The sequence below is a fragment of the Pseudomonas marginalis genome (genome assembly GCF_001645105.1).
GTDB lineage: Bacteria > Pseudomonadota > Gammaproteobacteria > Pseudomonadales > Pseudomonadaceae > Aquipseudomonas > Aquipseudomonas petroselini.
The window spans coordinates 56,245-83,209 of the sequence record NZ_LKEG01000038.1; the positions used below are offsets into that span (position 1 = coordinate 56,245).

Here is a 26,965-nt window from a genome sequence, read left to right on the forward strand (position 1 = left end):
CGATCAGACTTCGTCAGGGGTGGGCTTGGAATGGTCCCGGCCAAGGCCTGAGACGTGCTGTTTTTCAACGGTGTGGCCGAGTTCATCGAACTCTTTTGCGCCAGGGTCCTTGCCCTCGGCGGACATGTGCTCGATCACCGCATTCATCTCCGCGCCCAGCAACAGCACGGCCGCAGAAATGTAGAAGTACAGGAGCAACACGATGATCGCACCGATGCTGCCATACATGGCGTTGTAGTCGGCAAAGGTTTTGACGTAATAACCAAAACCCAGAGAGGCCACGATCCAGACCACCACGGCCAGCACCGAACCTGGAGTGATAAAGCGAAATTTCTGCTCGACGTCCGGCATCACGTAATACATGAGGGCCACGGCAAACATCAGCAGGATCACGATCAACGGCCAGCGCACGATGGTCCATAAGGTGACCACAAACTCCTGCATGCCGATCTGCCCCGCCAACCACTCCATCACCTGCGGGCCGAGCACCATCAACGCTGCAGCGGCCAACAGCATGCCGGCGATGCCGACGGTGTAGAAAATCGACAGCGGAAAGCGCTTCCAGATAGGCCGACCTTCGACCACGTCATACGCGGCGTTCATCGCACTCATCATCAGACGCACGCCGGCCGAGGCCGTCCACAGCGCAATCACAATACCTACCGACAGCAGGCCACCCTTGGATTGCTGCAACTGGTCGATCACCGGGTTGACCTGCTCCAGGGCCTGGGGCGGCAACACCAGCTCGGACTGCAGGCGCAGCCAGGTAAAGAAGTCCGGCAGGTGCAGGAAACCGATCAGGGCAATCAGGAACAGCAGGAAGGGAAACAGCGAAAACAGCATCTGGTAGGCCAGCGCCGAGGCGTAGGTGGGCATCTCGTCATCGACAAATTCCTTGACGGTGCGCACCAGCACTTTGTGCAGCTTGAGGCCTTCTAGTACCGGGAAAATCATAGCGTCTCCTTTCGCCGCAAAAGGAAGGTTCGTGGGCGACTCAGGGGCCGTTTTCTACATCAAGGTAGCCTATTTGGCGACCTTGAAACAATTTCGAAACTTTAACCGCATCAGGTGACACAAAAACGGCCATCCGTGGATGGCCGTCGGGCTGCGTGAAACCAGCCAGCGATTCAGGCTTACTTGGTCGCTTTTTTCACGGCGTCTTTGGTATCGCCGACAGCTTTCTGAACTTCGCCTTTCTTTTCCTGCACCACGCCTTCAGCGCGCAGTTTGTCGTTGCCGGTGACTTTACCGACGCCTTGCTTAATGTTGCCGACCGCTTCGTTCGCTACGCCTTTAACCTTATCGGATGTACTGCTCATGGTATTTCTCCTGAAACAATCGATGGTTTTTGGTCATTACGTAAAGATTGACCTGAGGCCGTTCGGCAGAGTTTCAATTATTTTTGCGCAGGCATTTCATCGTCGGTTGCAGGTTTGGCTTTATGTTTTGCGGCCAACCCACGAGAATGCCCGGCACATTCAGGCTATAACGCTGAATAACAGATCCCGTAGGAAGGTTATGAAACTCAATAAAGCACAGGCCATCGCCCGCAGAAACACTGAACTGGGCGGTGCCGTACTCGGCGTCAACAACTGCCACTTCACCGACCTGGACAGCAAACGCAACATCTGGTGGTTCGACTTGCCGGTGGTGCGGATTGGCGTGGGCCAGTACGAGTGGATTCATCTGTTGATGCATAACGCCGAGACCGACCAGTTGCTGCACCTGAAGGTGCCGACGGTGTTCCTGCGCGAGAATCTTGAAGGCCTGGTGGTGCGCAACGCGGGCAAGCGCAAGCCGGAGATCACGCTGGAGCTGAGCGCGGATAAGGATTCGTTCTTGAAGGATGTGCGCCCTGCAGGCGCCGGTGTGAGCTTCGCGCAGTTCGCCCTGTTTTAGAAAACGCATAAACAATGTGGGAGGGGGCTTGCCCCCGATGGCGGTGTGTCAGCTACAGATTGCTGACTGATACACCGCTATCGGGGGCAAGCCCCCTCCCACATGGGTATAGCGTTACTTTTTCAGACCGAGCTTCTTCAACTCTTCATCGCGCAACTCACGCCGCAGGATCTTGCCCACGTTGGTGGTCGGCAACGCATCGCGGAACTCCACGGCCCTGGGCACTTTGTAGGCGGTGACGTTGGCGCGCATGTGCTCCATCACCTGCTCCTTGGTCAGGGTTGCGCCTGGCTTGACCACGATAAACAGCTTGATGTGCTCCCCGGACTTCTCGTCCGGCACGCCGATGGCCGCGCACTGCAGCACGCCCGGCAAGCCCGCCAGCACGTCTTCCAGCTCGTTGGGGTACACGTTGAAGCCCGAGACCAGGATCATGTCTTTCTTGCGGTCGACAATGCGCATATAGCCGTCGGGCTGGATGATCGCGATGTCACCGGTCTTCAGCCAGCCTTCGCTGTCGAGCATCTCGTCGGTGGCTTCCTGGCGCTGCCAGTAGCCCTTCATCACTTGCGGCCCCTTGACGCAGAGCTCGCCGGTTTCACCCAGTGCGAGTTCGGTGCCGTCGTCGGCGATGACTTTACACACGGTGGACGGCACGGGAATGCCGATGGTGCCGATCTGGATGTGCTGGATCGGGTTCACGGTAGCCACTGGGCTGGTTTCGGTCATGCCGTAGCCTTCGCAGATGCCACAGCCGGTCACGGCCTTCCAGCGTTCAGCGGCTGCCAGTTGCAACGCCATGCCGCCCGACAGGGTGACTTTCAGCGCGGAGAAGTCCAGCTTGCGGAAGGCTTCGTTGTTGCACAGCGCGACGAAAAGGGTGTTCAAGCCGACAAAGCCGCTGAACTTCCACTTCGACAGCTCCTTGACCATCGCCGGCAGGTCGCGCGGGTTGCTGATCAGGATGTTGTGGTTGCCGATCAGCATCATCGCCATGCAATGAAAGGTGAACGCATAGATGTGGTACAGCGGCAGCGGCGTGATCAGGATCTCGCAACCTTCGTTGAGGTTGGAACCCATCAGCGCCTTGCATTGCAGCATGTTCGCGACCAGGTTGCGGTGAGTGAGCATCGCGCCCTTCGCCACGCCGGTGGTGCCGCCGGTGTATTGCAGCACGGCTACATCGCCGCTGGCCGGGTTGGCGTCGCTGACCGGCTGGCCGTGCCCCTTGGCCAACACGTCGTTGAACTTGATCGCCTTGGGCAAGTGAAACGCCGGGACCATTTTCTTCACGTACTTGATGACGCTGTTGATCAGCAGGCGCTTGAGCGGCGGCAACAGGTCAGCGACTTCAGTGACGATCACGTGCTTGATGGCGGTCTTGGGCACGACCTTTTCCGCCAGGTGAGCCATGTTGGCCAAGCAGACCAAGGCCTTGGCCCCGGAGTCGTTGAATTGGTGTTCCATTTCCCGCGCGGTGTACAGCGGGTTGGTGTTGACCACGATCAGGCCGGCGCGGATGGCACCGAATACGGCAACCGGGTACTGGAGGACGTTGGGCAACTGCACGGCGATGCGGTCGCCGGGCTTCAAGTCGGTATGTTGCTGCAGGTACGCGGCGAAGGCGCCGGACAATTCATACAATTCACCGTAGGTGATTGTCTTGCCCAGGTTGCTGAAAGCCGGTTTGTTGGCGAAGCGCTGGCAGGACTGCTTCAGTACCGCCTGAATATTCGGATACTCGTCTGGATTGATTTGTGCAGCAATCCCGGCGGGGTACTTATCCTTCCAAAAGTCTTCGTTCATGGAAGCCCACTCCTCAGCGACGTCAGCGACGCGAATTCATCATCGCATTTGATGCGATTATTATTGGTGTATGTTTTTTTTAGGTGAATCTGGCGCTTTCAAGCAGGCCGAGACGTCACAAAGCGCGCCGAGAGTAGCAGCTTTGCCAAGGGCCGCCTAGAGCCAAAAGAGGGGACCACGGTCATAAACACGACTGTCCTACAATATTTGGTCACACTTTAAACCAAGCCAAAATAGCGGCATAAATGGCTCTGGAACGGGGCTTTCAGAACAACACAGTACAAATGTGGGAGGGGGCTTGCCCCCGATGGTAGTGGTTCAGTCTACACATCTGGTGACTGCCCCACCGCCATCGGGGGCAAGCCCCCTCCCACTTTTTTTCAGCGCATTTCAGATCAGGCAATATCGCGCAACTCACGCCGCAAAATCTTGCCAACCGGCGTCATCGGCAACGACTCACGCAACACAATATGCTTGGGCACCTTGTACCCCGTGAAGTTGGTCTTGCAGTACGCCTTCAATTCCTCAAGGCTCACCCCTTGCGCACGCGCCACCACAAACAGCTTCACCGCCTCGCCGGTGCGATCATCCGGTACGCCGATCACCGCACAGTTGGCCACCGCCGGGTGGGCCATCACCACGTCCTCGATCTCGTTGGGGTACACGTTGAAGCCCGAGACGATGATCAGGTCCTTCTTGCGGTCGACAATGCGCACAAAGCCATCGTCATCGATCACTGCAATGTCGCCGGTCTTCAGCCAACCTTCGGCGTCCAGCGCTTCGGCGGTGGCAGCCGGTTGCTGCCAGTAGCCCTTCATCACCTGCGGGCCCTTGATGCACAGCTCGCCGCGTTCACCCAACGGCAGTTCGAGGCCCTGGTCATCAATCACCTTCATTGCCGTGGCGGGCACGGGAATGCCCACGGTGCCCAGGCGTGATTTGTTGCCGTAGGGGTTGGTGCTGGCCACAGGGGACGTTTCGGTGAGGCCGTAGCCCTCGCCTATCGCACAGCCGGTGATCTGCTCCCAGCGCTCGGCCGTGGCCTTGATCAGCGCGGTGCCGCCGGAGTTGGTGAGCTTGAGGTGGGAAAAATCCAGGCTTTTGAAATCCGGGTGGTCCATCAAGGCCACAAACAACGTGTTGAGCCCCAGCAGCCCGGTAAAGCGCCACTTTTTAAGCTCCTTGATAAAGCCGCCGATGTCGCGCGGGTTGGTGATCAGCACGTTGTGATTGCCGGACACCATCATGCACATGCAATTCGCGGTGAAAGCATAGATGTGGTACAGCGGCAGCGGCGCGATCATCACCTCCTGCCCTTCCTTGATCAGTGGATGGCCGTCCTCGCCGGTCTGGGACATGCAGGCGCGCACCTGTTGCATGTTTGCCACCAGGTTGCCGTGGGTGAGCATTGCGCCCTTGGCCAGGCCAGTGGTGCCGCCGGTGTATTGCAGCACGGCGATGTCATCCAGGGTCACCGGGTGGCGGGTCACGCCCAGGCCCGCGCCCATGCGCAGGGCGCGCTTGAACGACACCGCGCGCGGCAGGCTGTAGGCCGGGACCATCTTCTTGACCTTGTCGACCAGGGTGTTCACCAGCCAACCCTTGGCGGCGGGCATGAAGTCGCCCATCTTGGCTTCGATCAGGTAGTCGATCTCGGTGTCGCTGCACACCTCTTGCACCCGCGAACCGAAGAGGTTGAGGTAGACCAACGCACGCACACCGGCATCCTTAAACTGGTGACGCATCTCGCGCGGGGTGTACAGCGGATTGGTGTTGACCACGATCAGCCCGGCGCGCAAGGCACCGAACACGGCAACCGGGTAATGCAGCACGTTGGGCATCTGCACCGCGATGCGCTCGCCCGGCTTGAGGTCGGTGTGCTGCTGCAGGTAGCCGGCGAACGCCGCGCTCTGGCGTTCAAGCTCGGCGTAGGTCAGGGTGATGCCCATGTTGCTGAATGCCGGACGGTCGGCAAAGGCCTTGCAGGAGCGCTCGAAGACTTCGATCACCGACTTGTAGGCCGCGAGGTCGATGTCATTGGGTACGCCCGCCGCGCGTTTGTCATTCCAGAAATCAGGTTGCATTATTCTTGTCCTCTTACCTGAGTGTGTCCGGCCGCTGCTGGTGTAGAACCTCTACATCTATAAAAAGCGGAGCTCAGGGGACGTTAGCAGCTATGGCCAAACAGGCAAATACAGGAAAGAGCGTCATTAACTGCGTGAATCTTCCTACAAGGCCCTGCACTGATCAGACGCTTCCCTTGGGATGAGCTATACACTGGAACGAATCTGACCAGACCTTGAGCAGACCTTGAGAAAAGGAACCGCCATGAACCACAGCACCTTCTGGCTGACCGCGAATGACCGCTGCCGCCTGTACGTCAATCAATGGATGCCCGACGGTCCGCCCAAGGCCCTGGTGATGCTCTCCCATGGGATGGCCGAGCACAGCGGGCGCTACGCACGCCTGGCCGAAGCCTTGTGCGGTGCCGGCTACGGCCTTTACGCGCTGGACCAGCGTGGCCACGGCCGTACCGCCGATGAAGGCACGTTGGGTCTGTACGCAGAGAAGGACGGCTGGAACAAGGTGGTGGGTGACCTGGCCAGCCTCAACCAGCATATCGGCCAGCAGCAGCCGGGGTTACCGATCATTCTGCTCGGCCACAGCATGGGCAGTTACATCGCCCAGGCCTACTTGGTGCACCACAGCGCCAGCCTGAACGGGGCGATCCTCAGCGGTTCGAATTTCCAGCCGGTGGCGCTGTACCGCGCCGCGCGGGTGATCGCACGGGCCGAGCGCCTGCGCCAGGGCTTGCGTGGGCGCAGTGCGCTGATCGAGTTCCTATCGTTTGGATCGTTCAACAAGGCGTTCAAACCCAATCGCACTGCTTTCGACTGGCTCAGCCGCGACCCGGCGGAAGTCGACAGGTACATCAACGACCCGCTGTGTGGGTTCCGCTGCACCAACCAGCTGTGGATCGACCTGCTCGGCGGCTTGCAGCAAATCAGCAAAGCGTCCAATCTCGCGCAGATCGATCCCGGCCTGCCGATCCTGGTGATGGGCGGCGAATGTGATCCGGTGAGTGAGGGCAAGCGTCTCAAACACCTGGCCCACGCCCTGCGTGAAGCCGGCTGCCAGCACCTGCAATTGACTATTTACCCGCAGGCGCGTCACGAAGTGTTCAATGAGACCAACCGCGATGACGTCACCGCGGATGTGCTGACGTGGCTCGACCAGGCCCTGACCTTGCACAGGCCCGCCCACTGCGAATGAATTCTCATTTAAAATCAAACAGTTAAATTACCGATTAGCCACAGGATGCACCTTTAGATGACCCAGGTAACCAACACCCCGTACGAAGCCCTCGAAGTCGGCCAGACCGCCAGCTACAGCAAATTGGTGGAAGAGCGCGATATCCAGCTGTTCGCCGCGATGTCCGGTGACCACAACCCGGTGCATTTGGATGCCGAATACGCCAAGGCGACCATGTTCAAGGAGCGTATCGCCCACGGCATGTTCAGCGGCGCCCTGATCAGTGCGGCGGTGGCCTGTGAGTTGCCTGGGCCGGGCACGATCTATATCGGCCAGCAGATGACCTTCCAGAAGCCGGTGAAGATCGGCGACACGCTGACGGTGCGCCTGGAAATCCTCGAAAAACTGCCAAAGTTCCGCGTGCGCATTGCCACCCGTGTATTCAACCAGCGCGATGAGTTGGTGGTGGACGGCGAGGCGGAAATTCTGGCGCCGCGTAAGCAGCAAGTCGTGACCCTGACCGAGTTGCCGCCGATCAGCATTGGCTAAAACTTATGCAATACGAATGTGGGAGGGGGCTTGCCCCCGATAGCGGTAGATCAGTCACAAGATGCAGTGATTGACACTCCGCAATCGGGGGTAAGCCCCCTCCCACATTTCTTACAGCATTTACAGCACAGGGCTTACGACTGGGCGCGAGCCTGGTTACGCAGGGCTTTCACTTGGTCGTGATTGCGTTGTGCGCCGTGGAACTGACGCTCAACCAGGTCACGAATGCCCAGCAGGTTGTGCTTGTTGATCTTCTCGATCGCTTCCTTGTAAGCCTTCAGGGCGTGGTCTTCACCGCGCTCGGCTTCGTTCAGCACGGCCTCTTCATCTTTACCGGTGACCATCGACTTCACGTCGACCCAGCCACGGTGCAGGGCGCCGGCAACGCTGCCGGACTCTTCCGGATCGCCACCCAGAGCACGAACAGCGGTCTGCAGCTCGGCAGCCGCAGTAGCACAGTCAGCAGAACGTTTCACAAACAGGGCTTTGAGCTCTGGATGCTTGATGTCTTCAGCACAAGTCGCGAAGCCTTTCTGGCCGTCTTTGCTGGTCTCGATCAGGTCGTTGAGTACGGAGATCGATTCTTTATTGATGTCAGTCATTTTTCAATTCCTTGTGCGGGTTTAGAAACGTGTCTTAGTAATTGCAGCGCCCGTGCCAGGTTTTGATAAACAATTTTTCTATTAATTATCAATAGCTTACGAATTATTGAACCATCTGTATGTACGTTATTTGCATGATCTGTCATTTGGCCTTCATGCAGAATGCCTGTATTTTCGAAGACCTCGCCTCTACCGCCTGAAGCTCATGAACCCGGAAAAACTCGAACTGCTGATCACCCGCGAAATGCCCTTCGGCAAATACAAGGGACGGATCATCGCCGACCTGCCCGGCCCTTACCTGAACTGGTTCGCCCGCGAGGGTTTCCCCCACGGTGAACTCGGCGGTTTGCTGGCGTTGATGCAGGAAATCGACAGCAACGGCTTGTCTGAACTGCTTGAACCCCTGCGCGCCAAACACGGCAAGCCCGCCCCTCGTCATTAAGAGCCACCTATGCCACGGAATGCAGACAACGAACGTCACTGGCAGGCCGTCGCGCAGCGCTATGCGCTGGAGCCCGGCCCGATCAATCTGGAAAACGGCTATTTCGGCCGCATGAGCCACGCGGTGCAAACGCACTATCTGGAGCAGGTTGCGTTTATCAACCGCAGTAACTCGCTGTATGTGCGTCAGACGTTCGAGCAGGGTGAGAATGTGGAGATTCGTCGACAACTCGGCGAGCTGATGGAGGCTGATCCCGAATCGCTGGCGTTTACCCGTAACGCCACCGAAGCCTTGCAATCACTGATCCGCAACTACAACTGCCTGCAACCGGGTGACCAGGTGACCAGGTGCTGATCAGCGACCTGGAGTACGACACGGTCAAGGGGGCCATGCGCTGGTTGGCGGGTTACCGTGACGTAGAGGTGATCGAACTGTCCCACACTCACCCGGCCAGTTTCGACAGCCTCGTGCAAACCTATCGTGACGCGTTCACTCAGTACCCGCGCCTCAAGTTGATGGCGCTGACCCACGTTACCCACCGCACCGGGCTGGTCATGCCCGTTGCCGCGATTGCCCAGGCGGCGCGCGAGCATGATATCGACGTGATCCTCGATGGCGCCCATGCCCTGGGCCAAATCGAGTTCAACCTCGCCGAGTTAGGCATTCAGTTTGCCGGTTTCAACCTGCACAAATGGATCGGCGCGCCGCTGACCCTGGGCTTTCTGTACATCGCCCCGGAGCGCCTGGCCGATATCGACCCGGACATGGGCGAGTTTCACTACCCGGCTACCGACGTACGCGCACGCACGTCCTACAGCACGCCGAACTTTCCGGCGCTGATGACACTGCCATTGGTGTTTGAAGAGCACCGGAAGTTGGGTGGCTCGGCGGCCAAGGGTGCGCGGGTTAATTACCTGCGGGATTTGTGGGTGAACCAAGTGCGGGCTTTGCCGGGGATTGAAGTGCTGACGCCGGATGATCCCAGGTTGTATTGCGGGATTACGGCGTTCAAGTTTGTCGGAAGGGACCAGCAGGTGATGGTGGATCGGTTGCTCAGGGACTTTGACTTGTTTACTACCACGCGTGTCGGTGCAGCATTTGGCACGTGTATCCGGGTAACGCCGGGGCTAGTGACTTCAGCTGCGGACATCGGCGTGTTGGTGAACGCGATTACCCAACTGAACGCAGACTAAAAATGTGGGAGCGGCGTTGAATTCAAGTTTTCTGCAGGCAAAAAAAAAGCGGCACACCGACCAAGTGCGCCGCAAAAATGCCGTTAAGCACAGCAACAACGATTCGGTAAATCAGCTCAATCCAGCAGCGCCAGCGCCTGCGCGGTGACTTCCTGGATGCGGGCCCAGTCGCCGTTCTTGACCCATTCCGGGTCCAGCATCCAGCTACCGCCCACGCACATCACGTTTTTCAACGCCATGTAGTTTTTGATGTTGGCCGGGCCCACGCCGCCGGTCGGGCAGAACTTCACTTCGCCGAACGGGCCGCCCAGGGCCTTGATGGCCGCGACGCCGCCGCTGACTTCGGCCGGGAACAGCTTGAAGCGGCGGTAGCCAAGGCCATAGCCTTCCATGATGCCCGAGGCATTGCTGATGCCCGGCAGCAGCGGGATCGGGCTGTGCACCGAGGCTTCCAGCAAGTCGCGGGTAATGCCAGGGGTGACGATGAATTGCGAACCGGCCACTTCGGCCGCTTCTAGCATGTGACGGTCGAGTACGGTGCCGGCACCGGTGCACAGTTCAGGACGTTGCTCACGCAGCACCTGAATGGCCTTGAGGCCGAACTCGGAGCGCAGGGTCACTTCCAATGCGGTCAAACCACCGGCTGCCAGGGCATCGGCCAGCGGCAGGATGTCCTGTTCGCGGGCGATGGTGATCACGGGCAGGATCCGCGCCTTGGCGCAGAGGCTGTCGATCAGGGCAACTTTATCCGCCATGGACACGGTCGGTTGAGGGCTTTTCATAGCGGCTGATCCTTGGCTCATGGGCACCAGTAAATCTCTAATGTGGGTTGCAAAAACGCGCGAATCGGCATGGCAGCAACGTCGTTGCTGGCCAGCGCGGCGCTCAAGGTGGTCAACTTCGAACTGCCGGAAATCGACAGCACGGTGTAGTTCGCCGTGGCCAGCAACGCGCGACTCATGGTCAGGCGCTGGTGCGGCACGGTCGGCGCCAGCATCGGCCAGCAACGGCGGGTACCGTCGGCCTGCAGTGCTTCAGCGAGGTTCGGACTGTTGGGAAACAGCGATGCGGTGTGGCCGTCATCGCCCATGCCCAATACCAGCACATCAATGGCGGGCAGCTCGGCCAGCAGGCGATCGGCCTGTTCGGCGGCCTCTTCAAGGTTGGCCGCAGCGCTGTAGAGGCTGAGGAACTTGGCCTTGGCCGCCGGGCCTTGCAACAGGTTTGCTTTGAGCAAACCGGCGTTGCTGTCCGCGTGCTCCACCGGTACCCAGCGCTCATCGGCCAGGGTAACGGTGACCTTGGACCAGTCCAGGCCTTGCTTGGCCAGGTTCTGGAAAAAAGCGACGGGGCTGCGGCCGCCGGAGACGACCAGCGTCGCTTCGCCACGCGCACTGATGGCCTCACGCAGTTGTTCGGCCACGTCATTGGCCAGGCCGTCCGCCAACAAGGCAGGCGTACGGTACTCATGGGCCGTCACACCCTGAGGCAGTTTCAATTCAGATATCGCCATACCACGACCTCCCATCCCGCGTGATCAGTGCAATCGAGCTCATCGGCCCCCAGGAACCCGCCGCGTACGGCTTGGGCGCATCACCGGACTTTTTCCACCCGGCAATCAACTGGTCACACCACTTCCACGCGGCTTCGATTTCATCTTTGCGAACAAACAGGTTCTGATTGCCGCGCATCACTTCCAGCAACAACCGCTCGTAGGCATCCGGGATACGGGCGCTGCGGTAGGTGTCGGAAAAATTCAGTTGCAGCGGGCCGCTGCGCAGTTGCATGCCCTTGTCCAGGCCCTGCTCCTTGGTCATCACGCGCAAGGAAATACCTTCGTCCGGCTGCAGGCGGATGATCAGTTTGTTGCTGATCTGCAGGCGCTGCTCGGGGGCGAAGATGTAGTGGGACGGTTCTTTGAAGTGGATGACAATCTGCGACAGCTTTTGCGGCATACGCTTGCCGGTGCGCAGGTAGAACGGCACCCCGGCCCATCGCCAGTTGCGGATATCGGCACGCAGGGCGACGAAGGTCTCGGTGTCGCTCTGGGTGTTGGAGTTCTCTTCTTCCAGGTAACCCGGCACCGGCTTGCCGGCGCTGTAGCCGGCGATGTACTGGCCGCGTACCACTTGGGTGGTCAGGCCATCCGGGCTGATCGGGGCCAGGGCCTTGAGCACCTTGACCTTCTCGTCGCGGATGCTGTCGGCGGACAGGTCGGCCGGCGGGTCCATGGCGATCAGGCAAAGCAGTTGCAGCAGGTGGTTCTGGATCATGTCACGCAGTTGGCCGGCCTTGTCGAAATAGCCCCAACGGCCTTCGATACCGACCTGCTCGGCCACGGTGATTTCCACGTGGGAGATGTAGTTTTGGTTCCACTGGGTTTCGAACAGGCTGTTGGCGAAACGCAGTGCGATCAAGTTCTGGACGGTCTCTTTGCCCAAGTAGTGGTCGATGCGGTAGGTGCGGTTCTCCGGGAAAAACTGCGCCACGGCATCGTTGACCTTGCGCGAGGACTCCAGGTCCGAACCGATGGGCTTTTCCAGCACCACGCGGGTGTTTTCCGCCAGGCCGACCTTGGACAGGTTCTCGCAGATCGCGCCGTACACCGCCGCCGGGGTGGCGAAGTAGGCGATCAGGCGTTGCGCAGTGCCGGCGATTTCCGCCAGGGCCACGTAGTCATCGGCTTTCATGAAGTCGACGTGAACATAGGTCAGGCGCGCCAGGAAACGCTGGGCGATGGTTTCGTCCAGTTCCTTGCCAACGTATGTGCGCAGTGCTTGTTCGATGTGCGCCAGGTGCTGCTGCTCGGAACCGGCTTCACGGGCCAGGGCCAGGATGCGCGTGTCGTCGTGCAGGAGCCCCGCGCCATCAAGTTGGTAGAGGGCAGGAAATAACTTGCGCAGCGCCAGATCACCCAAGGCGCCAAACAGGGCAAAGGTGCAGGGTTCTACGGTTATCGAAGGCATGATGTTTGTTCTTTTATCAAGTTAAGCTACAAATACCTTTTTTCAAGGCATCACTCAAGGAAAAATGTAGTAATAACCACAACATTTTCCCGAAATACGCATTCCGAGTGGTGGTGTTCAGCTACCCTCAGTAGGATAGGCCACCGCAAAAGACCACTTATCGATTGGTTACCACCCTAATTTGCATCGTCGCCCGAAGGAAAGACTGAATGGACCGCGTGCGAAATCTTCTGGAACAGATCCGGAACCGCCTCGAAGAATTGAACAAGGCCGAGAAAAAAGTCGCCGAGGTCATCCTGCTCAACCCGCAGCAGGCGACCCGCTTCTCTATCGCCGCCCTCGCCCAGGCGGCCTCGGTCAGTGAACCGACGGTCAACCGTTTCTGCCGTTCGTTCGGCGTCAGCGGTTACCCTGAACTTAAATTGCAACTGGCGCAAAGCCTGGCCAGTGGCGCCGCGTATGTCAGCCGTGCAGTGGAGGCCGATGATAACCCTGAGGCCTACACCCAGAAGATCTTTGGCAGCGCCATTGCGTCCCTGGACAGCGCCTGCCAGGCCCTGGACCCCGCGCTGATCAGCAAGGCCGTGGACCTGTTGATCCAGGCACGGCAAATCCACTTCTTCGGCCTGGGCGCTTCGGCCCCGGTGGCCATGGATGCGCTGCACAAGTTTTTCCGCTTCAACCTGGCCGTGACCGCGCACGCGGACGTGCTGATGCAGCGCATGATCGCGTCGGTGGCACACACGGGCGAGTTGTTCGTGATCATTTCCTACACCGGGCGTACCCGTGAGCTGGTGGAAGTGGCGCGTATCGCGCGGGAAAACGGCGCGTCAGTGCTGGGCGTGACGGCTGAGAACTCACCGCTGGCCAAGGCCAGTACCGTGAGCCTGAACATTCCGCTGCCGGAAGACACCGACATCTATATGCCGATGACCTCGCGGATCATCCAATTGACGGTGCTGGATGTGCTGGCAACCGGCATGACCTTGCGCCGTGGCGTGGATTTCCAGCCGCATTTGCGCAAGATCAAAGAGAGTTTGAATGACAGCCGGTACCCGGTGGGCGACGAGTTCAACTGAGCCAGCCTGTGTGTTGGTTTCACTGGCCTCATAGGGGGCAAGCCCCCTCCCACAGTTTAATTTGTGAATACCTTCAAATGTGGGAGGGGGCTTGCCCCCGATGAGGCCATCAACCACACCGCTAAACCCCAGCCCGCGCCTGCAAACTCAGATGCGCCCGCTCCCCCGGCGCCAAACTGGCCCCCGCCATCGCCGACTCCACGCACACAAACCCCGACGCCTCGTTGAAGCTCACGCCTAACAACGGCCGACTGCCTGGGTGCCACACCACCGTGTCGGCGCTGTCACCCGTATCAATGCACAGTTCACGCTGCCAGGCGTGGTCCTTGAGCTGCAATTCGCCTTCGTGATGGAACACCCGCTGGCACCCGCCCTCCACCCGCAGCTCGCCTTCCTGCTGGCAAACCTGGCGATTGAGCTGGTCGTAACCCTGCGCACCGTCGAGCCCAGACAGCGCTATCTCGTCAACGTGACCAATACGCCAGTAAGCGTGCAACGCATGGCTCAATTGGCACGGCAGCTCGTCCTGATGCTCGGTACTCAGGCGCAATTCCAGGGTGTCGCCCAAGTGCGCGTGGAGGTCGACCTGCCAGTCGCACAGCTGCAATTGCCAGTGCAGGCGCACGCCGTCATCGTCGGTGCTGCTGTCGAGCAGTTTCCAGTCGATCAAGCGCGCCCAGCCATGGGACGGCCAGGCATTCTCACTCGGATGGCGGCCATACCACGGCCAGCACACCGGTACGCCACCACGGATGGCGCCGACTTGCGGCCACTTGGCTGCACACCACAGCCAGGGTTTTTGGCCACGGGGCTGGAAATGCAACAGTTGCGCGCCCTGGCGACTGAACACCGCCTGGCACAGCGGGTGGTCGATCACCAGCACATCGCGCATCTGGAAGCGCTCCCAGGCGAACACCGGACGCTCGCGCAGGGATTTGAAAAAGCGTTGCAGCGGTTGCTCATGCATGTGCCACGGTCCTGAATATCTTCACAATGCAACCCAAAAAAAAGCGGATAGCCATGGCTACCCGCAAAATGCGCACAGAGAGAAGGAGCTTATCGCAACAGCGTTAGAACGTAGACTGAATTTTCAGGCCCGCCACCAGCGCGTTGTCGACTTTATCCACACCGCCCGGCTGGACGACGTATTGCAGGTTGGGACGCACGGTCAGCCAGTTGGTGACGTGGAAGCCGTAGTTGATTTCGAAGTTGTACTCGGTTTCGCGGATCGGCGAGAACAGCGCGTTGTCGTAGTCGTTCACGCCATTGGCGACGTTGAGCAGTTCGGCGTTTTTCTTCACGTCGTCGTTGACGTGCAGACGCGCGGCACCAATACCCACGTCGTCTTTTGGACGCGCATCGAATGGGCCTTTGTACACCAGCATCAACGACTGGTAGTTGTCGACCAGGTTGGTTTCCTTGTCGTGGAAGGTCGCGTTGGCCGCGATGTTCAGGCCACGCGAAGCGTCGCCGTTGTGCGTGGTGAGTTGTTGCTGGGCAACGAACCAGTAGCCTTTCTTGCTGCTGTGGGTACGGTATGCAGCACCCGTGGTAGCGGCATCGTTGCCGTTCACGTCTTCACGTACGTCAGAGGCATCGGCGGCACTTTTGTAGTAACCCACACGGTATTCGCCCGGCAGGTTATTAACCTTCGGCGACCAGACCAATTCCACCGGAATCACGGTACCTTTGGTGCCGCTGCCGCTGAGCTTGAAGCCATTGCCGTGCTCGAGTTGCGATGGGTTCTGGTTGTACGCACCGATTTGCGCATACAGCTCAGGCGTGATGTTGTATTTCACGCGGATCGCGGCCTGGCTGACGGGCCAGTTGTACCAGGTGTTCACATAGTTACCGACCTGCGAGCCGCAGAACGACAGGTTCTGGAAGTCGCATGGGAAGGTGTTGAAGTCTTCGCCTTCACCGAAGTAACCGAGTTTCACGTCCAACTTGTTGTCGAACATCTGGTGCTGGATCCAGAACTGGGTCAGACGCACCATGTGGCCACGGCCGTAGACTTCCATGGACGAACTCAGCGTGCCGGCACGCGGGTCGCCAATGCGGTCGTTGGAGATGTTCTGGCCATTACGGTTGGTAAACTGGATCTTGGCCTGGGTGTTATCCCAGCCCCACAGCTTTTGCAGGTCCAGTGCTACGCCCAGACCGAACTGGTCAGAGTAACGGCCGGTCCTGTCGTCGTTGTAGCCGCCGCGCAGGTTGGCGCCCATTTCCCCTACGTAGTCAGCCTTGATGTCGATACCTTGCTCGATCAGCTTGGTACGCTCACCACCCCAATCGCCGGTCATCCACTTGGAGTCGGCACTGAATGCATCGGCCGCCATCGCATTGGCGGACAAAACCAGGGCTGCTGCAGCTGACATTTGGCAGATCAGCCGAGTGTTGTTGTGTTGCTTTTTCATCCCTACATCCTCGTCTTTATTGTTATTAAACTGTTTTTATCTAACGCGGGTTACTTTTTTATTTAAAACAACAACTTAGCTGCTTCAGCGGCCTTTGAATTGGGCCACGTTGTCGGCATGCCCCTGTGCGGGCAATGAAGAAGCAGTGCCTAGGCGTTCGCCAGTGTTGGCGTCGAACAGCAATACCTTGGCCGGATCAAATTGCAGGGTCAGGGTCTCGCCGACCTGGGGCGCCACATCCGGCGCCAAACGGCAGCAGACCTTGGTGTCATTGAGCTGCACGAACACCAGGGTGTCCGGACCGGTCGGTTCGGTGACCTGGACTTCAGCGCGAATGCTCGACGAACCGTTGCCCTCACCCGCCGCCAACACGATCTGCTCCGGGCGCAGGCCCAGAATCACATCACGGTCCTCCAGGCCTGCGTCGTTCATGCCTAACGGCAATTCGCAACGGGCCTGGCCGCTGTCGAGCAGCGCGACCAAACGACCTTCCTTGCGTTTTAGGCGCATAGGAACGAAGTTCATTGGTGGTGAACCGATAAAGCTTGCCACAAACAGGTTGGCCGGGTCGTTGTAAATTTCTTTCGGCGTGCCGAATTGTTGGATGATGCCGTCCTTCATCACCGCCACTTTGTCGCCCAGGGTCATCGCTTCGATCTGATCGTGGGTCACGTAGACCGTGGTGGTCTTGAGGCGCTGGTGCATCAGTTTCATTTCGGTGCGCATCTCGACGCGCAGCTTGGCGTCGAGGTTGGACAGCGGCTCGTCGAACAGGTAGATCTTCGGCCGGCGCGCCAGGGCACGTCCCATGGCCACACGCTGTTGCTGGCCACCGGACAGTTGACCCGGCTTGCGGTTGAGCAGGTGTTCGATCTGCAGCAGCTTGGCCACGCGCGCCACTTCGGCGTCGATGTCCGCCTGGGCCATCTTGCGGATCTTGAGGCCGAACTCGATGTTCTGGCGCACGCTCATGGTCGGGTACAGCGCGTAGGACTGGAACACCATGGCGATGTCACGGTCCTTGGGGCTCATGCCGCTCACGTCCTGGTCGCCGATCATGATCGCGCCGCCGGTGATGGTTTCCAGGCCGGCGATGCAGTTCATCAGCGTGGATTTACCGCACCCCGAAGGGCCGACCAGGATCAGGAACTCGCCTTCCTTGATCGACAGTTCGATGTTCTTCAAGGTGTCGGGCAGGCCGGCGCCATAGGTCTTGTTTACATTGCGAAGTTCAAGCGTAGCCATGATTACCCCTTGACCGCGCCGGCCGTGAGGCCGCGCACGAAATACTTGCCTGCGATCACATAGACCAGCAGGGTCGGCAGCCCGGCGATCATCGCCGCCGCCATATCCACGTTATATTCCTTGGCCCCGGTGCTGGTGTTGACCAGGTTGTTCAGCGCCACCGTGATGGGCTGGGAGTCGCCGCTGGAGAACACCACACCGAACAGGAAGTCGTTCCAGATTTGGGTGAACTGCCAGATCAGGCAGACCATGATGATCGGGGTGGACATCGGCAGAATGATCTGACGGAAGATGGTGAAGAAACCGGCGCCGTCCAGGCGTGCCGCCTTGATCAGCGCATCCGGAATGCTCACGTAGTAGTTACGGAAGAACAGCGTGGTGAACGCCAGCCCATAGACCACGTGCACAAACACCAGGCCGGTGGTGGTGCTGGCCAGGCCCATCTTGCCGAGGGTGAACGACGCCGGCAGCAGTACGGTCTGGAACGGCAGGAAGCAGCCGAACAGCAGCAAACCGAAGAACAGCTGCGAGCCACGGAAGCGCCAGAACGACAGCACATAACCGTTCAACGCACCGATGGCGGTGGAGATCAGCACAGCGGGAACGGTGATCTTGATCGAGTTCCAGAAGTAGCCATCCACGGTGGCCCAGGCCTTGACCCAGCCGATACCGGAGACCACGGTCGGCCAGCTCAGCAGGTTGCCGGTGCTGATGTCTTCCGGGGTCTTGAAGCTGGTCAGCAGCATCACCACCAGCGGCACTAGGTACAGCAGCACGGCGAGGATCAGCACCGCGTAGATCGCGATGCGACTCAGGCTGATGGCAGGTTTGGAGGCGAGACTAGTCATTACGTTTGGTCCTCAGCTCGGAATAGAGGTAAGGCACGATGATCGCGAGGATCGCACCGAGCATCAGGATTGCACTGGCCGAGCCCATGCCCATCTGGCCACGGCTGAAGGTAAACGAGTACATGAACATCGCTGGCAGGTCGGACGAGTAGCCCGGGCCGCCGGCCGTCATCGCCGCCACCAGGTCGAAGCTCTTGATCGCAATGTGCGCCAGGATCATCACTGCACTGAAGAACACCGGACGCAGGCTTGGCAGCACCACGCTCCAGTAGATGCGCGGCAGGCTCGCACCGTCGATCTGTGCGGCACGGATGATCGATTGATCAACGCCACGCAGGCCGGCGAGGAACATCGCCATGATGAAGCCCGAGGCTTGCCAGACAGCGGCGATCACCAGGCAGTAGACCACGCGGTCCGGGTCGATCAGCCAGTCGAGACGGAAGCCTTCCCAGCCCCAGTCACGCAGGAGTTTGTCCAGGCCCATGCCCGGGTTGAGCAGCCATTTCCAGGCGGTACCGGTGACGATCATCGAGAGCGCCATCGGGTACAGGTAAATGGTGCGGATAAAGCCTTCACGACGGATTTTCTGGTCGAGGAAGATCGCCAGTGTCACGCCGATGACCAAGGTGATGCCGATAAACATCCCGCCGAACAAGGCCAGGTTCTTGCTCGCGACCCACCAGCGATCGTTGTCGAACAAGCGCTCGTACTGTGCAAGCCCTGCCCATTTGTAACTCGGCAGGAACGTCGATGTGGTGAACGACAGTACAAACGTCCACAGGATGTAGCCGTAAAAGCCCACCAACACGATGAACATGCTGGGCGCCAGCACCAGTTTGGGTAGCCAGCGCTGCAGTGCATCGAACGGCGAGGCTTTGCTGAACACAGCAACAGAACTCATGGGAAAATCCAGTACAGGGAAAAAGGACTACAGCCTGTCGGAGCCAGTGTGTTGTGGCGAAGGCGCTCCGCCTTTGGGGGTGCTTCGCACCCCAGCGGGAGCAAGCTCCCTCGCCACAGCAACCCGACTCCTACAAAAGGTGTTACTTGGCAGACTTGATCGCAGCGCCGAGTTTCTTGGCGGTGTCGGCCGGGTCGGCTTTCGGGTCGTTGATGTAGTTGGTCACGACATCAAAGAACGCACCTTGCACAGCCAGGGTGGTGGCCATGTTGTGCGCCATGCTTGGCTGCAGGCCGCCGGTCTTGGCGTCCGTCAGGAAGTCCTTGGCGGCGGTCTGGGCGCAGGAGTCGAAGCCGAGCTTGTCCATTTCATTGAGCATGTCGGTACGAACCGGGATCGAGCCTTTGTTGATGCTGAAGACTTTCTGGAAGTTTTCACCCAGCACGACCTTGGCAATGTCTTGCTGACCCGCAGCCGTGCCTTTGTCTTTCTGCTTGAACACCGCCAGGGAGTCGATGTTGTAGGTGAAGGCTTTGTCGGTGCCTGGGAAGGCTACGCACTCGTAGTCTTTGCCGGCGACTTTCTTGGCGGCCGTCCATTCGGACTTGGCCCAGTCACCCATGATCTGCATGCCGGCCTTGCCGTTGATAACCTTGCCCGCTTCGAGGTTCCAGTCCTGGCCTTTGCCGTCGACGTCCATGTAGGTCGCGACTTTTTTCAGCTCAGTCAGGGCCTTGACCATTTCCGGACCGGTCAGCGCGCCGTTATCCAGGTCGACCAGGGCTTTTTTGTAGCCATCTGCGCCCATCACCGACAGGACGACGGCTTCGAACACCGTGCTGTCCTGCCACGGCTGGCCACCGTGGGCAAGCGCGATGAAGCCGGCTTTCTTCAGCTTGTCGCCCGCGGCGTAGAATTCTTCAAGGGTGGTCGGGTTCTTGGTGATACCGGCTTTCTTGAAGACTTCCGGGTTGATCCACAGCCAGTTCACGCGGTGGATGTTGACCGGTACGGCGACGTAGTCACCGTCGTACTTCACGGTATCAGAGACTTTCTTGTCGAGCAGGGAGTCCCACTTTTCTTCTTTGGCGACGTCTTTGAGCACGTCGGTGTCGAGCAGGCCAGTGGAGGCCCATTCCTGGATGTCGGGGCCTTTGATCTGGGCAACGCCTGGCGGGTTGCCGGCGACCGCGCGGCTTTTCAGCACGGTCATGGCCGTGGCGCCACCGCCACCTGCGACGGCACCGTCTTTCCAGGTGAAGCCGTCTTTCTCAACTTGGGCCTTCAGGACATCTACAGCCGCCTTCTCACCACCCGAGGTCCACCAATGCACAACTTCAACCGTCCCTTTCGAGTCGGCGGCAAATGCACTGAGGGGAAACAACGAGGCAATGGAAATAGCGACGGCGAGGCGATTAATCGCGTTCATCTGAGTACCTTTTCTTGTTGTTATGCATGCAAGTCTTAAGCTTGCGCTGCACGGAGTTTAAACATGGATTTTTGAGGCGCAGGTAACAAAGGGATGTACAAATGTCACCAAGTGGTGACATAAAGCCCAGCCCCGATGGCACTGGCCATACTCGGTGCCAAGGGCAGTGCAGGCAGCACGACCGCTTGCCAAGCATGGTACAGGTCTGGCTTGCCGCCCCAGATGTTGCTGCTGGGTTGGTTGTGCGGGCTGAGTTCGTGGTGCCAACTGCCGTGGAGACGGTCGATAAAGTGGGCCTCGCAAAACTCCCAGAAACGCCGGTACCAGGTTTCGTAATGCAACTCGCCCGTGCGCTTGAGCAACGCCTGGGCAGCGGCGCTGGCTTCGGCATGGGTCCAGTGCAGGCGTTCGCGCACCACTGGACGATGGTTCCAGTCCAGCGTGTAGACGATGCCGGGGGCGCCATCCACTGCCCAGGCGTATTCACAGGCACTGGCGAACAAGCCCTTGGCGTCAGTCACCAACCATTCTGGTGTGACGAGCCCGGCTTGCAGGCGTGCCGCCTCCAGGTGCAGCACCAGCCGTGCCCACTCGAAGCCGTGGCCGGGGGTAATGCCATAGGGACGAAAGCCATCGGCGGGGTTGTCTTCGTTATAGCCGAGCAAAGGTTGCCAATAAATGTCGAAATGCTCGATCACCATGAACTGGTTACCGGCGGCGTGGGTGTGGATCACACGCTCGACGATCCGCAGCGCGCGGTCCAGCCAGCGCGTATCGCCGGTCACATCGGCGAGGGCGAGGAAGGCCTCGGTGGCGTGCATGTTGCTGTTGGCGCCGCGGTAGGCCTCGACGCCGCTCCAGTCCTGGGCAAACGACTCGAGCATCACGCCCTCCTCCTCGCTCCAGAAAAACTGGTCGATGATATGGATGGCGTCGTTCAGCAGGGTGCGCGCGCCGGGAGCGCCGGCCACAACCGCAGAGCTGGCGGCCAGGGCGACAAAGGCGTGCAGGTAAGCGGCCTTGCCACGGTTGCCATCGAGGGCGTGGGGCGCGGCGAACCAGCCGCCATGCTCAGCATCGCGTAATGGGCCGTTGAGGCAGGCAACCCCGTGTTCAACCAGCTCGGCATAACCGGGCAACCCCATGGCGTGGGCCATGGCGAAGCTGTGGGTCATGCGGGCGGTGTTCATGGTTTCGGCGTGAGCATCGGCCGGCAATTGGCCTTTATCGTTCAGGTTGCCGAAGCCGTCGGGCAGTCGAGAAGCCTTGGCAAATGCCAGCAGACGCTGGCCTTCGGCGGCGAGCCAGGCGTGATGAGCAGGCGCGTTCAGCCAACTGCTGGCAGGCAGTGGTTGCGTGGTCATGGGTGGCCCTTATTATTTTTTGTGGGATGAACGGAGTCTAAACAAGGGCACGGTGGGGGCAAGTAACGAAGGGGAAGGGAAATGTCACCGAGTGGTGACATTTGCCATTACACCCTTATTGACCGAGGGGCGTGATCTTCGCCGGCGCGTTGAGTTGCTGGTTGAGGGTCTGCACTTGGCTTTGCAACGTGGTGATATTGCGCGTGGTCTGGATGCGGAACACATCAAACTCTTTATTGGTGGGCGCATCGCTGTTGACCGACTGGTTATCCTGCGCGCTTTTGAGCACTACCAGATCCTGCTCGATTCGCGCGATGGCCGCACTGGGGTTGCCCTGTTTCTTCAAGGCCGCCACGTCAGCGGAAAGCTCCTTGATTTCGCTATCGCGCTTGCTCGCATCACCTTGCGCCGCCTTGAGCGTTGCCACAGCGTCGGTCAGGGCCTGGACCTGGCCTTGCAGCTTGCTGTTGGCGTTGGACAGCTCAGTGGTGCTGGCCGTCATTTGCGCCAGGCGCTTATCCAACTCGGTCGCCTGGCCGGCCACGCCGACTTGCTGTTTACCCTGCTCCAGCAACTGGCTTTCAAGTTGCTTGATCTGCAGTTTCAGCGCCTCGCTGCCATTGTTGACGCTGGCTTCACTGGCCACCACCTTGCCGGAAATATCCTGCAGGCGCCCCGCCGCTTCTTCGCTGATGCGCGCAAAGCTTTCCTGGGTGGCAACCAACTGCTGGCCCATCAAGGAGATCTGCTGGAAGCTCCACCAGGCCAGGCCCGCAAAGGCGATCAGCAACGCGCCGATCAAGGCCCACAATGGGCCGGTGCTGGCGTTCTTGACCTTGACCACCTTGGTGGTGCGTGACCGCACCGAGGTGGCGGGAGAAGGCTCGAAATCATCATCATCCCCGACATCGGCCCGCAGGCTGGGAACGTTGTCGAAGTCGTCTTTAGCATCGTTGCGCATGAATCAACCCTGAATCGGTGAAATGGCGAGCGACGGGAGTATAAACCGTGATCCCGGCGCACTGATCGACCCGGAACGCCGAAATCGGTTCCCGAAGTGTTGCCTGTTGTGTGCTTACTGGATCCCCGGCGCCTGGGCTTTCCACCAACTGCAGAACTCGTCGAGGGCGGTCCACAGGCTGACCTTGGGCTCATAGTCCAGATAATGCCTGGCACGGCTGATGTCGAGGGTGAAATCTTTGTTCATGACTTGCATGCCCAGGCGAGACAACGCGGGCTCCGGCCGCCCCGGCCACATCGCGCAGAACGCTTCGTTAAGTGCCGCCACGCTGTAGGACAGGCCGTAGGACCGATACCGCGTTACCTGCGGCATTTCCATCTGGCGCATCACATAGTTCACCACATCCCACACCGGCACTGGCGCACCGTTGCTGATGTTGTAGGCCTTGCCGAGTGCCGAGCCGGGGGCAAGCAGGCTGCTGAGCAGCGCCTCGTTGAGGTTGTGCACGCTGGTGAAGTCGACCTTGTTCAGCCCGTCGCCGACGATCGCCAGGCGGTTCTTGCGCTGCATTTTCAGCAAGCGCGGGAAGATACTCATGTCACCCGCGCCCGTCACGAAGCGCGGGCGCAAGGCCAGTACCTCGAGGCCGAACTCCTGGGCGCCGAACACCTTCTGCTCGGCCAGGTACTTGGTGGCGGCATAGGGGTGCTTGAAACGCTTGGGAACTTGTTCTTCGGTCACGCCCAGATGATCGCGGCCATCAAAGTAGATCGACGGTGACGACAGGTGGACCAACCGACCGACGCGCTGCTTGAGGCAGGCTTCGACGACGTTCTCGGTAACGAGCACATTGCCTTGGTGGAAGTCCTGGTAACGCCCCCACAGCCCGACGGCGCCCGCGCAATGCACCACGGCTTCGACATCGCGGCACAGGTCACGCACCAGCGCGGCGTCATTCAAATCACCCTGGATAAACTCGGCGCCGCGCCTGACCAGGTGCTCCACACCTTCGGCGCGTCGCCCGTTGACCCGAACGTCCAGGCCCTGCTCCAAAGCGAAACGCGCAAAGCGCCCGCCAATGAAGCCGCTTGCGCCGGTGACCAGAATCTTCATGTATTACCCCGTGCTCTTTCATTTTTCATCGCTGTTGCCTTGACGCGCGCCATCACTCCAACGGCACCAACCATTGGCCACACGCCTGGGCCAGGTGGTCGGTCAACAAGCCCAGCAGTTGCCCGCCACTGCGCCAATGATGCCAGTACAACGGCACATCGATGGGCTTATCTGGTAATAACTCGACCAATAGGCCCTTTTCCAGTTGGTCACGTACCTGCAATTCCGGCACTAGCCCCCAGCCCAGCCCCGCTTCCGTCAGGCGGATAAAACCTTCGGAGGATGGGCATAAATGGTGCTCGAAACCGCCGTCCACGCCGAGGGATGCCAAGTAGCGGTGTTGCAGGAAATCATCCGGACCGAAGACCAAGGCCGGCGTACGCGCCAGTTGGTCCGCGCGCACGCCGTGCGCAAAGTGCCGGGCAATAAAGGCCGGACTGGCCAACGCGCGATAGCGCATGGCACCCAGCAAGAGGCTGCGCGCGCCCGCCACTGGGCGCTCGCTGGCGCAGATACAGGCCGCCACCTCCCCGGCGCGCATGCGCTTGAGGCCCACGGTCTGGTCCTCTACGACCAGGTCCAGCAGCAGATGCTGCTCGGCGCAAAAACCGCTGACAGCCTCTGCCCACCAGGTGGCGAGGCTGTCGGCGTTCAACGCGATGCGCAGGCGCTCGGGCATGCCTTCGTCGTCCAGCGCCGGCACCTGGCTTTGCAGGTCACGTTCCAGCAAGCGCACCTGTTGCACGTGGTTGAGCAGACGCCGGCCGATATCGGTGGGCGTCGGCGGCGTGGCGCGCACCAGTACCGGCTGGCCGATACGCGCTTCCAGCAACTTGATGCGCTGGGAGATCGCCGATTGCGAAAGGCCCAAGACTTGAGCGGCACGCTCGAAGCCCGCTTGTTCTACCACCGCCGCCAGCGCGGAAAGCAATTTATAGTCGAACATCAGTTTCTCTAATGAGCGATCAGCAATATTTGTTTTTCTTATACAGCCTGCCTCATGAGAATAGCCAGCATCGCTTCTCTCTATAAGGAACCTCCCATGGCTGGCGAAACCGCTCTGGCAACCCTGCTGCGCAGCATGAGCCCCCATCTCAACGACGGTGACTATGTGTTCTGCACCCTGCCCGATCACCGGATTCCTGCCGGTTGCGAGGTGATCGGCAGTTTCCGCGAGCAGGAAGGCCTGACGCTGATCCTCGAACGCCAGCACGCGCAACAGACCGGGCTGGCGTTTGATTATGTCGCCGCGTGGATCACCTTGAATGTGCACTCGGCCCTGGACGCCGTGGGCCTGACCGCCGCGGTCGCCAGTGCACTGGGCAACGCCGGCATCAGTTGCAACGTGATTGCCGGCTATTACCACGATCACCTGTTCGTTGGCCGTGCCGATGCCCAGCGCGCCCTGCAGGTGTTGCAACAACTGGCAGCGGACGCGGAGTAAATCCTATGTGGCAGAGTTATCTGAACGGTCTGCTGGTAGCCCTCGGCCTGATCATGGCCATCGGCACCCAGAATGCTTTTGTATTGGCGCAAAGCCTGCGCCGTGAACATCATTTGCCCGTGGCGGCGCTGTGCGTGGTGTGCGATGCACTGCTGGTGGCTGCCGGGGTGTTCGGCTTGGCGACGGTGCTGGCGCAAAGCCCGGTGCTGCTGGCGGTCGCACGTTGGGGTGGCGCGGCGTTTCTGCTCTGGTACGGGACGTGCGCACTGCGCCGGGCCTGTTCGAAACAGAGCCTGGACCAGGCGGATAATCTCAAGGTGCGCTCACTGCGTGCGGTGCTGCTGAGCGCGTTGGCCGTCACGTTGCTCAACCCTCACGTGTACCTGGACACCGTGTTGCTGATTGGCTCGCTCGGCGCCCAACAAACCGAGCCCGGTGCCTATGTGGCCGGTGCCGCCAGCGCTTCGTTGCTGTGGTTCTCCACCCTGGCGCTCGGCGCGGCGTGGCTGGCACCCTGGCTGGCACGCCCTACCACCTGGCGTCTGCTGGACCTGTTGGTGGCGGTGATGATGTTCAGCGTGGCCTATCAATTGATCAGCGGTTGATGAATATTCCAAAACGCTCTGGAACCTCTATCCCACACAGTTGTTGCGTGGTTTTGCCGCACCCCCGGTGCTATGATCCGGACCCTGCGCCGCAAAGAGTACAAACTCCCCGGCGCTTGTTTGGCCGCCCGTGATCGGCCTTGCGCTCACCGCAACTGACCTGATTAGGAGAATCATCATGGCTTTCGAATTGCCGCCGCTGCCCTACGCACACGATGCCCTGCAGCCGCACATCTCCAAGGAAACCTTGGAATTCCACCACGACAAGCACCACAACACCTATGTCGTGAACCTGAACAACCTGGTCCCAGGCACCGAGTTCGAAGGCAAGACCCTGGAAGAGATCGTCAAATCCTCTTCGGGCGGTATCTTCAACAACGCCGCTCAGGTCTGGAACCACACCTTCTACTGGAACTGCCTGGCGCCAAACGCCGGCGGTCAACCCACCGGCGCGCTGGCTGAAGCCATCAACGCTGCGTTCGGTTCGTTCGACAAGTTCAAGGAAGAGTTCACCAAGACGTCCGTCGGCACCTTCGGTTCCGGTTGGGGCTGGCTGGTGAAAAAGGCTGACGGTTCCCTGGCCCTGGCCAGCACCATCGGCGCCGGCAACCCGCTGACCAGCGGCGACACCCCGCTGCTGACCTGCGACGTGTGGGAACACGCTTACTACATCGACTACCGCAACGTGCGTCCAAAGTATGTGGAAGCGTTTTGGAACCTGGTCAACTGGAAGTTCGTGGCTGAGCAGTTCGAAGGCAAGACCTTCACTGCCTAAGCAACGCTTGCAGTAGAAAGAGCCCGGCATTGCCGGGCTTTTTTGTGGGTGTTCCACAACGTCGACCTGCCCAGA

26 protein-coding genes and 1 pseudogene are annotated in these 26,965 nt (G+C 59.7%); 9 read left to right on the forward strand and 18 right to left on the reverse strand.

Annotated features, from left to right (window positions below; all coding sequences use genetic code 11):
* Positions 1-3 precede the first annotated feature (3 nt).
* Together AO064_RS13775 and AO064_RS13780 are read right to left on the reverse strand one after the other, a co-directional pair.
* The gene (locus tag AO064_RS13775; protein ID WP_064053701.1) at positions 4-954 is read right to left on the reverse strand and encodes a YihY/virulence factor BrkB family protein; all 951 of its coding nucleotides are present in this window, start codon (positions 952-954) and stop codon (positions 4-6) included.
* Between the two features lie 179 nt (positions 955-1,133).
* Entirely contained in the window at positions 1,134-1,319 is a 186-nt protein-coding gene (locus tag AO064_RS13780) for a CsbD family protein (RefSeq protein ID WP_028617689.1), read from the reverse strand.
* Positions 1,320-1,518: 199 nt separating this feature from the next.
* On the opposite strand from AO064_RS13780, the gene AO064_RS13785 reads away from it, so the two are divergent.
* Positions 1,519-1,899, forward strand: a complete 381-nt coding sequence (locus AO064_RS13785; protein ID WP_064053702.1) for a hypothetical protein — start codon at positions 1,519-1,521, stop codon at positions 1,897-1,899.
* Between the two features lie 114 nt (positions 1,900-2,013).
* Here the strand turns inward: AO064_RS13785 and fadD1 are convergent, their stop codons facing one another.
* Both fadD1 and fadD2 read right to left on the reverse strand, forming a co-directional pair.
* A complete protein-coding gene (gene fadD1 / locus AO064_RS13790) occupies positions 2,014-3,705 on the reverse strand; it encodes a long-chain-fatty-acid--CoA ligase FadD1 (protein ID WP_046035476.1) in 1,692 nt (563 codons plus the stop codon).
* A 395-nt stretch (positions 3,706-4,100) separates the two neighbouring features.
* The gene (gene fadD2, locus AO064_RS13795) at positions 4,101-5,789 is read right to left on the reverse strand and encodes a long-chain-fatty-acid--CoA ligase FadD2 (RefSeq protein ID WP_046035477.1); all 1,689 of its coding nucleotides are present in this window, start codon (positions 5,787-5,789) and stop codon (positions 4,101-4,103) included.
* 244 nt (positions 5,790-6,033) lie between these two features.
* On the opposite strand from fadD2, the gene AO064_RS13800 reads away from it, so the two are divergent.
* Both AO064_RS13800 and AO064_RS13805 read left to right on the forward strand, forming a co-directional pair.
* Complete coding sequence (locus tag AO064_RS13800; RefSeq protein WP_064053703.1) at positions 6,034-6,978, forward strand: alpha/beta hydrolase; 945 nt, start codon at positions 6,034-6,036, stop codon at positions 6,976-6,978.
* A gap of 57 nt (positions 6,979-7,035) precedes the next feature.
* Positions 7,036-7,506: a MaoC family dehydratase gene (locus tag AO064_RS13805; protein WP_015885544.1), complete on the forward strand. Its 471-nt coding sequence runs from the start codon at positions 7,036-7,038 to the stop codon at positions 7,504-7,506.
* Between the two features lie 134 nt (positions 7,507-7,640).
* Here AO064_RS13805 and AO064_RS13810 read toward each other — a convergent pair whose 3' ends face one another.
* Complete coding sequence (locus AO064_RS13810; RefSeq protein ID WP_015885545.1) at positions 7,641-8,108, reverse strand: ferritin-like domain-containing protein; 468 nt, start codon at positions 8,106-8,108, stop codon at positions 7,641-7,643.
* A gap of 205 nt (positions 8,109-8,313) precedes the next feature.
* On the opposite strand from AO064_RS13810, the gene AO064_RS13815 reads away from it, so the two are divergent.
* Positions 8,314-8,550: a DUF3820 family protein gene (locus AO064_RS13815; protein ID WP_010208204.1), complete on the forward strand. Its 237-nt coding sequence runs from the start codon at positions 8,314-8,316 to the stop codon at positions 8,548-8,550.
* Between the two features lie 9 nt (positions 8,551-8,559).
* Positions 8,560-9,743, forward strand: a pseudogene (locus AO064_RS13820) (aminotransferase class V-fold PLP-dependent enzyme).
* A 116-nt stretch (positions 9,744-9,859) separates the two neighbouring features.
* On the opposite strand, the gene AO064_RS13825 reads toward AO064_RS13820, so the two are convergent.
* From AO064_RS13825 to zwf, 3 genes are read right to left on the reverse strand one after another with little or no spacing between them, the layout of a single operon-like run.
* A complete protein-coding gene (locus AO064_RS13825; protein ID WP_026013852.1) occupies positions 9,860-10,525 on the reverse strand; it encodes a bifunctional 4-hydroxy-2-oxoglutarate aldolase/2-dehydro-3-deoxy-phosphogluconate aldolase in 666 nt (221 codons plus the stop codon).
* Between the two features lie 17 nt (positions 10,526-10,542).
* Positions 10,543-11,256 carry a 6-phosphogluconolactonase gene (gene pgl, locus AO064_RS13830; RefSeq protein ID WP_043205806.1) on the reverse strand — a complete coding sequence of 238 codons (714 nt, stop codon included), beginning with the start codon at positions 11,254-11,256 and terminating at the stop codon, positions 10,543-10,545.
* Positions 11,243-12,709 carry a glucose-6-phosphate dehydrogenase gene (gene zwf / locus AO064_RS13835; protein WP_064053704.1) on the reverse strand — a complete coding sequence of 489 codons (1,467 nt, stop codon included), beginning with the start codon at positions 12,707-12,709 and terminating at the stop codon, positions 11,243-11,245. The genes pgl and zwf overlap by 14 nt, the downstream gene beginning before the upstream one ends.
* Before the next feature lie 218 nt (positions 12,710-12,927).
* On the opposite strand from zwf, the gene AO064_RS13840 reads away from it, so the two are divergent.
* On the forward strand, positions 12,928-13,788 hold the full coding sequence (locus AO064_RS13840) for a MurR/RpiR family transcriptional regulator (RefSeq protein WP_170039859.1): 861 nt from the start codon (positions 12,928-12,930) through the stop codon (positions 13,786-13,788).
* A gap of 121 nt (positions 13,789-13,909) precedes the next feature.
* Here AO064_RS13840 and AO064_RS13845 read toward each other — a convergent pair whose 3' ends face one another.
* The 10 genes from AO064_RS13845 to AO064_RS13890 all read right to left on the reverse strand — a co-directional run bounded on the left by AO064_RS13845 (position 13,910) and on the right by AO064_RS13890 (position 25,012).
* The gene (locus tag AO064_RS13845) at positions 13,910-14,755 is read right to left on the reverse strand and encodes a D-hexose-6-phosphate mutarotase (protein ID WP_064053705.1); all 846 of its coding nucleotides are present in this window, start codon (positions 14,753-14,755) and stop codon (positions 13,910-13,912) included.
* 103 nt (positions 14,756-14,858) lie between these two features.
* On the reverse strand, positions 14,859-16,205 hold the full coding sequence (locus AO064_RS13850) for a carbohydrate porin (RefSeq protein ID WP_064053706.1): 1,347 nt from the start codon (positions 16,203-16,205) through the stop codon (positions 14,859-14,861).
* 84 nt (positions 16,206-16,289) lie between these two features.
* The gene (locus tag AO064_RS13855) at positions 16,290-17,450 is read right to left on the reverse strand and encodes an ABC transporter ATP-binding protein (RefSeq protein ID WP_015885552.1); all 1,161 of its coding nucleotides are present in this window, start codon (positions 17,448-17,450) and stop codon (positions 16,290-16,292) included.
* A 2-nt stretch (positions 17,451-17,452) separates the two neighbouring features.
* Positions 17,453-18,298: a carbohydrate ABC transporter permease gene (locus tag AO064_RS13860; RefSeq protein WP_015885553.1), complete on the reverse strand. Its 846-nt coding sequence runs from the start codon at positions 18,296-18,298 to the stop codon at positions 17,453-17,455.
* Positions 18,291-19,199 carry a carbohydrate ABC transporter permease gene (locus tag AO064_RS13865; protein ID WP_003175732.1) on the reverse strand — a complete coding sequence of 303 codons (909 nt, stop codon included), beginning with the start codon at positions 19,197-19,199 and terminating at the stop codon, positions 18,291-18,293. The genes AO064_RS13860 and AO064_RS13865 overlap by 8 nt, the downstream gene beginning before the upstream one ends.
* 142 nt (positions 19,200-19,341) lie before the next feature.
* Positions 19,342-20,628: an ABC transporter substrate-binding protein gene (locus tag AO064_RS13870; RefSeq protein ID WP_064053707.1), complete on the reverse strand. Its 1,287-nt coding sequence runs from the start codon at positions 20,626-20,628 to the stop codon at positions 19,342-19,344.
* Between the two features lie 104 nt (positions 20,629-20,732).
* Positions 20,733-21,992 carry a D-mannose isomerase gene (locus tag AO064_RS13875; protein WP_064053708.1) on the reverse strand — a complete coding sequence of 420 codons (1,260 nt, stop codon included), beginning with the start codon at positions 21,990-21,992 and terminating at the stop codon, positions 20,733-20,735.
* Between the two features lie 115 nt (positions 21,993-22,107).
* Entirely contained in the window at positions 22,108-22,953 is an 846-nt protein-coding gene (locus AO064_RS13880) for a hypothetical protein (RefSeq protein ID WP_064053709.1), read from the reverse strand.
* Positions 22,954-23,067: 114 nt separating this feature from the next.
* Positions 23,068-24,066: an NAD-dependent epimerase/dehydratase family protein gene (locus tag AO064_RS13885; protein WP_015885559.1), complete on the reverse strand. Its 999-nt coding sequence runs from the start codon at positions 24,064-24,066 to the stop codon at positions 23,068-23,070.
* Between the two features lie 52 nt (positions 24,067-24,118).
* Positions 24,119-25,012 (reverse strand): LysR family transcriptional regulator ArgP, encoded by an 894-nt coding sequence (locus AO064_RS13890; protein WP_015885560.1) that lies wholly within the window; start codon positions 25,010-25,012, stop codon positions 24,119-24,121.
* Between the two features lie 96 nt (positions 25,013-25,108).
* On the opposite strand from AO064_RS13890, the gene AO064_RS13895 reads away from it, so the two are divergent.
* The 3 genes from AO064_RS13895 to AO064_RS13905 all read left to right on the forward strand — a co-directional run bounded on the left by AO064_RS13895 (position 25,109) and on the right by AO064_RS13905 (position 26,890).
* Positions 25,109-25,510, forward strand: a complete 402-nt coding sequence (locus AO064_RS13895) for an ACT domain-containing protein (protein ID WP_064053710.1) — start codon at positions 25,109-25,111, stop codon at positions 25,508-25,510.
* A gap of 5 nt (positions 25,511-25,515) precedes the next feature.
* Complete coding sequence (locus AO064_RS13900; RefSeq protein ID WP_064053711.1) at positions 25,516-26,115, forward strand: LysE/ArgO family amino acid transporter; 600 nt, start codon at positions 25,516-25,518, stop codon at positions 26,113-26,115.
* A 178-nt stretch (positions 26,116-26,293) separates the two neighbouring features.
* Positions 26,294-26,890, forward strand: coding sequence for a superoxide dismutase (locus AO064_RS13905; RefSeq protein WP_017125974.1), 597 nt, complete (start codon positions 26,294-26,296; stop codon positions 26,888-26,890).
* Positions 26,891-26,965 lie beyond the last annotated feature (75 nt).

What these genes read in the sequence shown, in the direction of transcription:
- AO064_RS13775 (WP_064053701.1), bottom strand. Translation starts at nt 954, where the DNA reads ATGATTTTCCCGGTACTAGAAGGCCTCAAGCTGCACAAAGTGCTGGTG.
- AO064_RS13780 (WP_028617689.1), bottom strand. Translation starts at nt 1,319, where the DNA reads ATGAGCAGTACATCCGATAAGGTTAAAGGCGTAGCGAACGAAGCGGTC.
- AO064_RS13785 (WP_064053702.1), top strand. Translation starts at nt 1,519, where the DNA reads ATGAAACTCAATAAAGCACAGGCCATCGCCCGCAGAAACACTGAACTG.
- fadD1 (WP_046035476.1), bottom strand. Translation starts at nt 3,705, where the DNA reads ATGAACGAAGACTTTTGGAAGGATAAGTACCCCGCCGGGATTGCTGCA.
- fadD2 (WP_046035477.1), bottom strand. Translation starts at nt 5,789, where the DNA reads ATGCAACCTGATTTCTGGAATGACAAACGCGCGGCGGGCGTACCCAAT.
- AO064_RS13800 (WP_064053703.1), top strand. Translation starts at nt 6,034, where the DNA reads ATGAACCACAGCACCTTCTGGCTGACCGCGAATGACCGCTGCCGCCTG.
- AO064_RS13805 (WP_015885544.1), top strand. Translation starts at nt 7,036, where the DNA reads ATGACCCAGGTAACCAACACCCCGTACGAAGCCCTCGAAGTCGGCCAG.
- AO064_RS13810 (WP_015885545.1), bottom strand. Translation starts at nt 8,108, where the DNA reads ATGACTGACATCAATAAAGAATCGATCTCCGTACTCAACGACCTGATC.
- AO064_RS13815 (WP_010208204.1), top strand. Translation starts at nt 8,314, where the DNA reads ATGAACCCGGAAAAACTCGAACTGCTGATCACCCGCGAAATGCCCTTC.
- AO064_RS13825 (WP_026013852.1), bottom strand. Translation starts at nt 10,525, where the DNA reads ATGAAAAGCCCTCAACCGACCGTGTCCATGGCGGATAAAGTTGCCCTG.
- pgl (WP_043205806.1), bottom strand. Translation starts at nt 11,256, where the DNA reads ATGGCGATATCTGAATTGAAACTGCCTCAGGGTGTGACGGCCCATGAG.
- zwf (WP_064053704.1), bottom strand. Translation starts at nt 12,709, where the DNA reads ATGCCTTCGATAACCGTAGAACCCTGCACCTTTGCCCTGTTTGGCGCC.
- AO064_RS13845 (WP_064053705.1), bottom strand. Translation starts at nt 14,755, where the DNA reads ATGCATGAGCAACCGCTGCAACGCTTTTTCAAATCCCTGCGCGAGCGT.
- AO064_RS13850 (WP_064053706.1), bottom strand. Translation starts at nt 16,205, where the DNA reads ATGAAAAAGCAACACAACAACACTCGGCTGATCTGCCAAATGTCAGCT.
- AO064_RS13855 (WP_015885552.1), bottom strand. Translation starts at nt 17,450, where the DNA reads ATGGCTACGCTTGAACTTCGCAATGTAAACAAGACCTATGGCGCCGGC.
- AO064_RS13860 (WP_015885553.1), bottom strand. Translation starts at nt 18,298, where the DNA reads ATGACTAGTCTCGCCTCCAAACCTGCCATCAGCCTGAGTCGCATCGCG.
- AO064_RS13865 (WP_003175732.1), bottom strand. Translation starts at nt 19,199, where the DNA reads ATGAGTTCTGTTGCTGTGTTCAGCAAAGCCTCGCCGTTCGATGCACTG.
- AO064_RS13870 (WP_064053707.1), bottom strand. Translation starts at nt 20,628, where the DNA reads ATGAACGCGATTAATCGCCTCGCCGTCGCTATTTCCATTGCCTCGTTG.
- AO064_RS13875 (WP_064053708.1), bottom strand. Translation starts at nt 21,992, where the DNA reads ATGACCACGCAACCACTGCCTGCCAGCAGTTGGCTGAACGCGCCTGCT.
- AO064_RS13880 (WP_064053709.1), bottom strand. Translation starts at nt 22,953, where the DNA reads ATGCGCAACGATGCTAAAGACGACTTCGACAACGTTCCCAGCCTGCGG.
- AO064_RS13885 (WP_015885559.1), bottom strand. Translation starts at nt 24,066, where the DNA reads ATGAAGATTCTGGTCACCGGCGCAAGCGGCTTCATTGGCGGGCGCTTT.
- AO064_RS13890 (WP_015885560.1), bottom strand. Translation starts at nt 25,012, where the DNA reads ATGTTCGACTATAAATTGCTTTCCGCGCTGGCGGCGGTGGTAGAACAA.
- AO064_RS13895 (WP_064053710.1), top strand. Translation starts at nt 25,109, where the DNA reads ATGGCTGGCGAAACCGCTCTGGCAACCCTGCTGCGCAGCATGAGCCCC.
- AO064_RS13900 (WP_064053711.1), top strand. Translation starts at nt 25,516, where the DNA reads ATGTGGCAGAGTTATCTGAACGGTCTGCTGGTAGCCCTCGGCCTGATC.
- AO064_RS13905 (WP_017125974.1), top strand. Translation starts at nt 26,294, where the DNA reads ATGGCTTTCGAATTGCCGCCGCTGCCCTACGCACACGATGCCCTGCAG.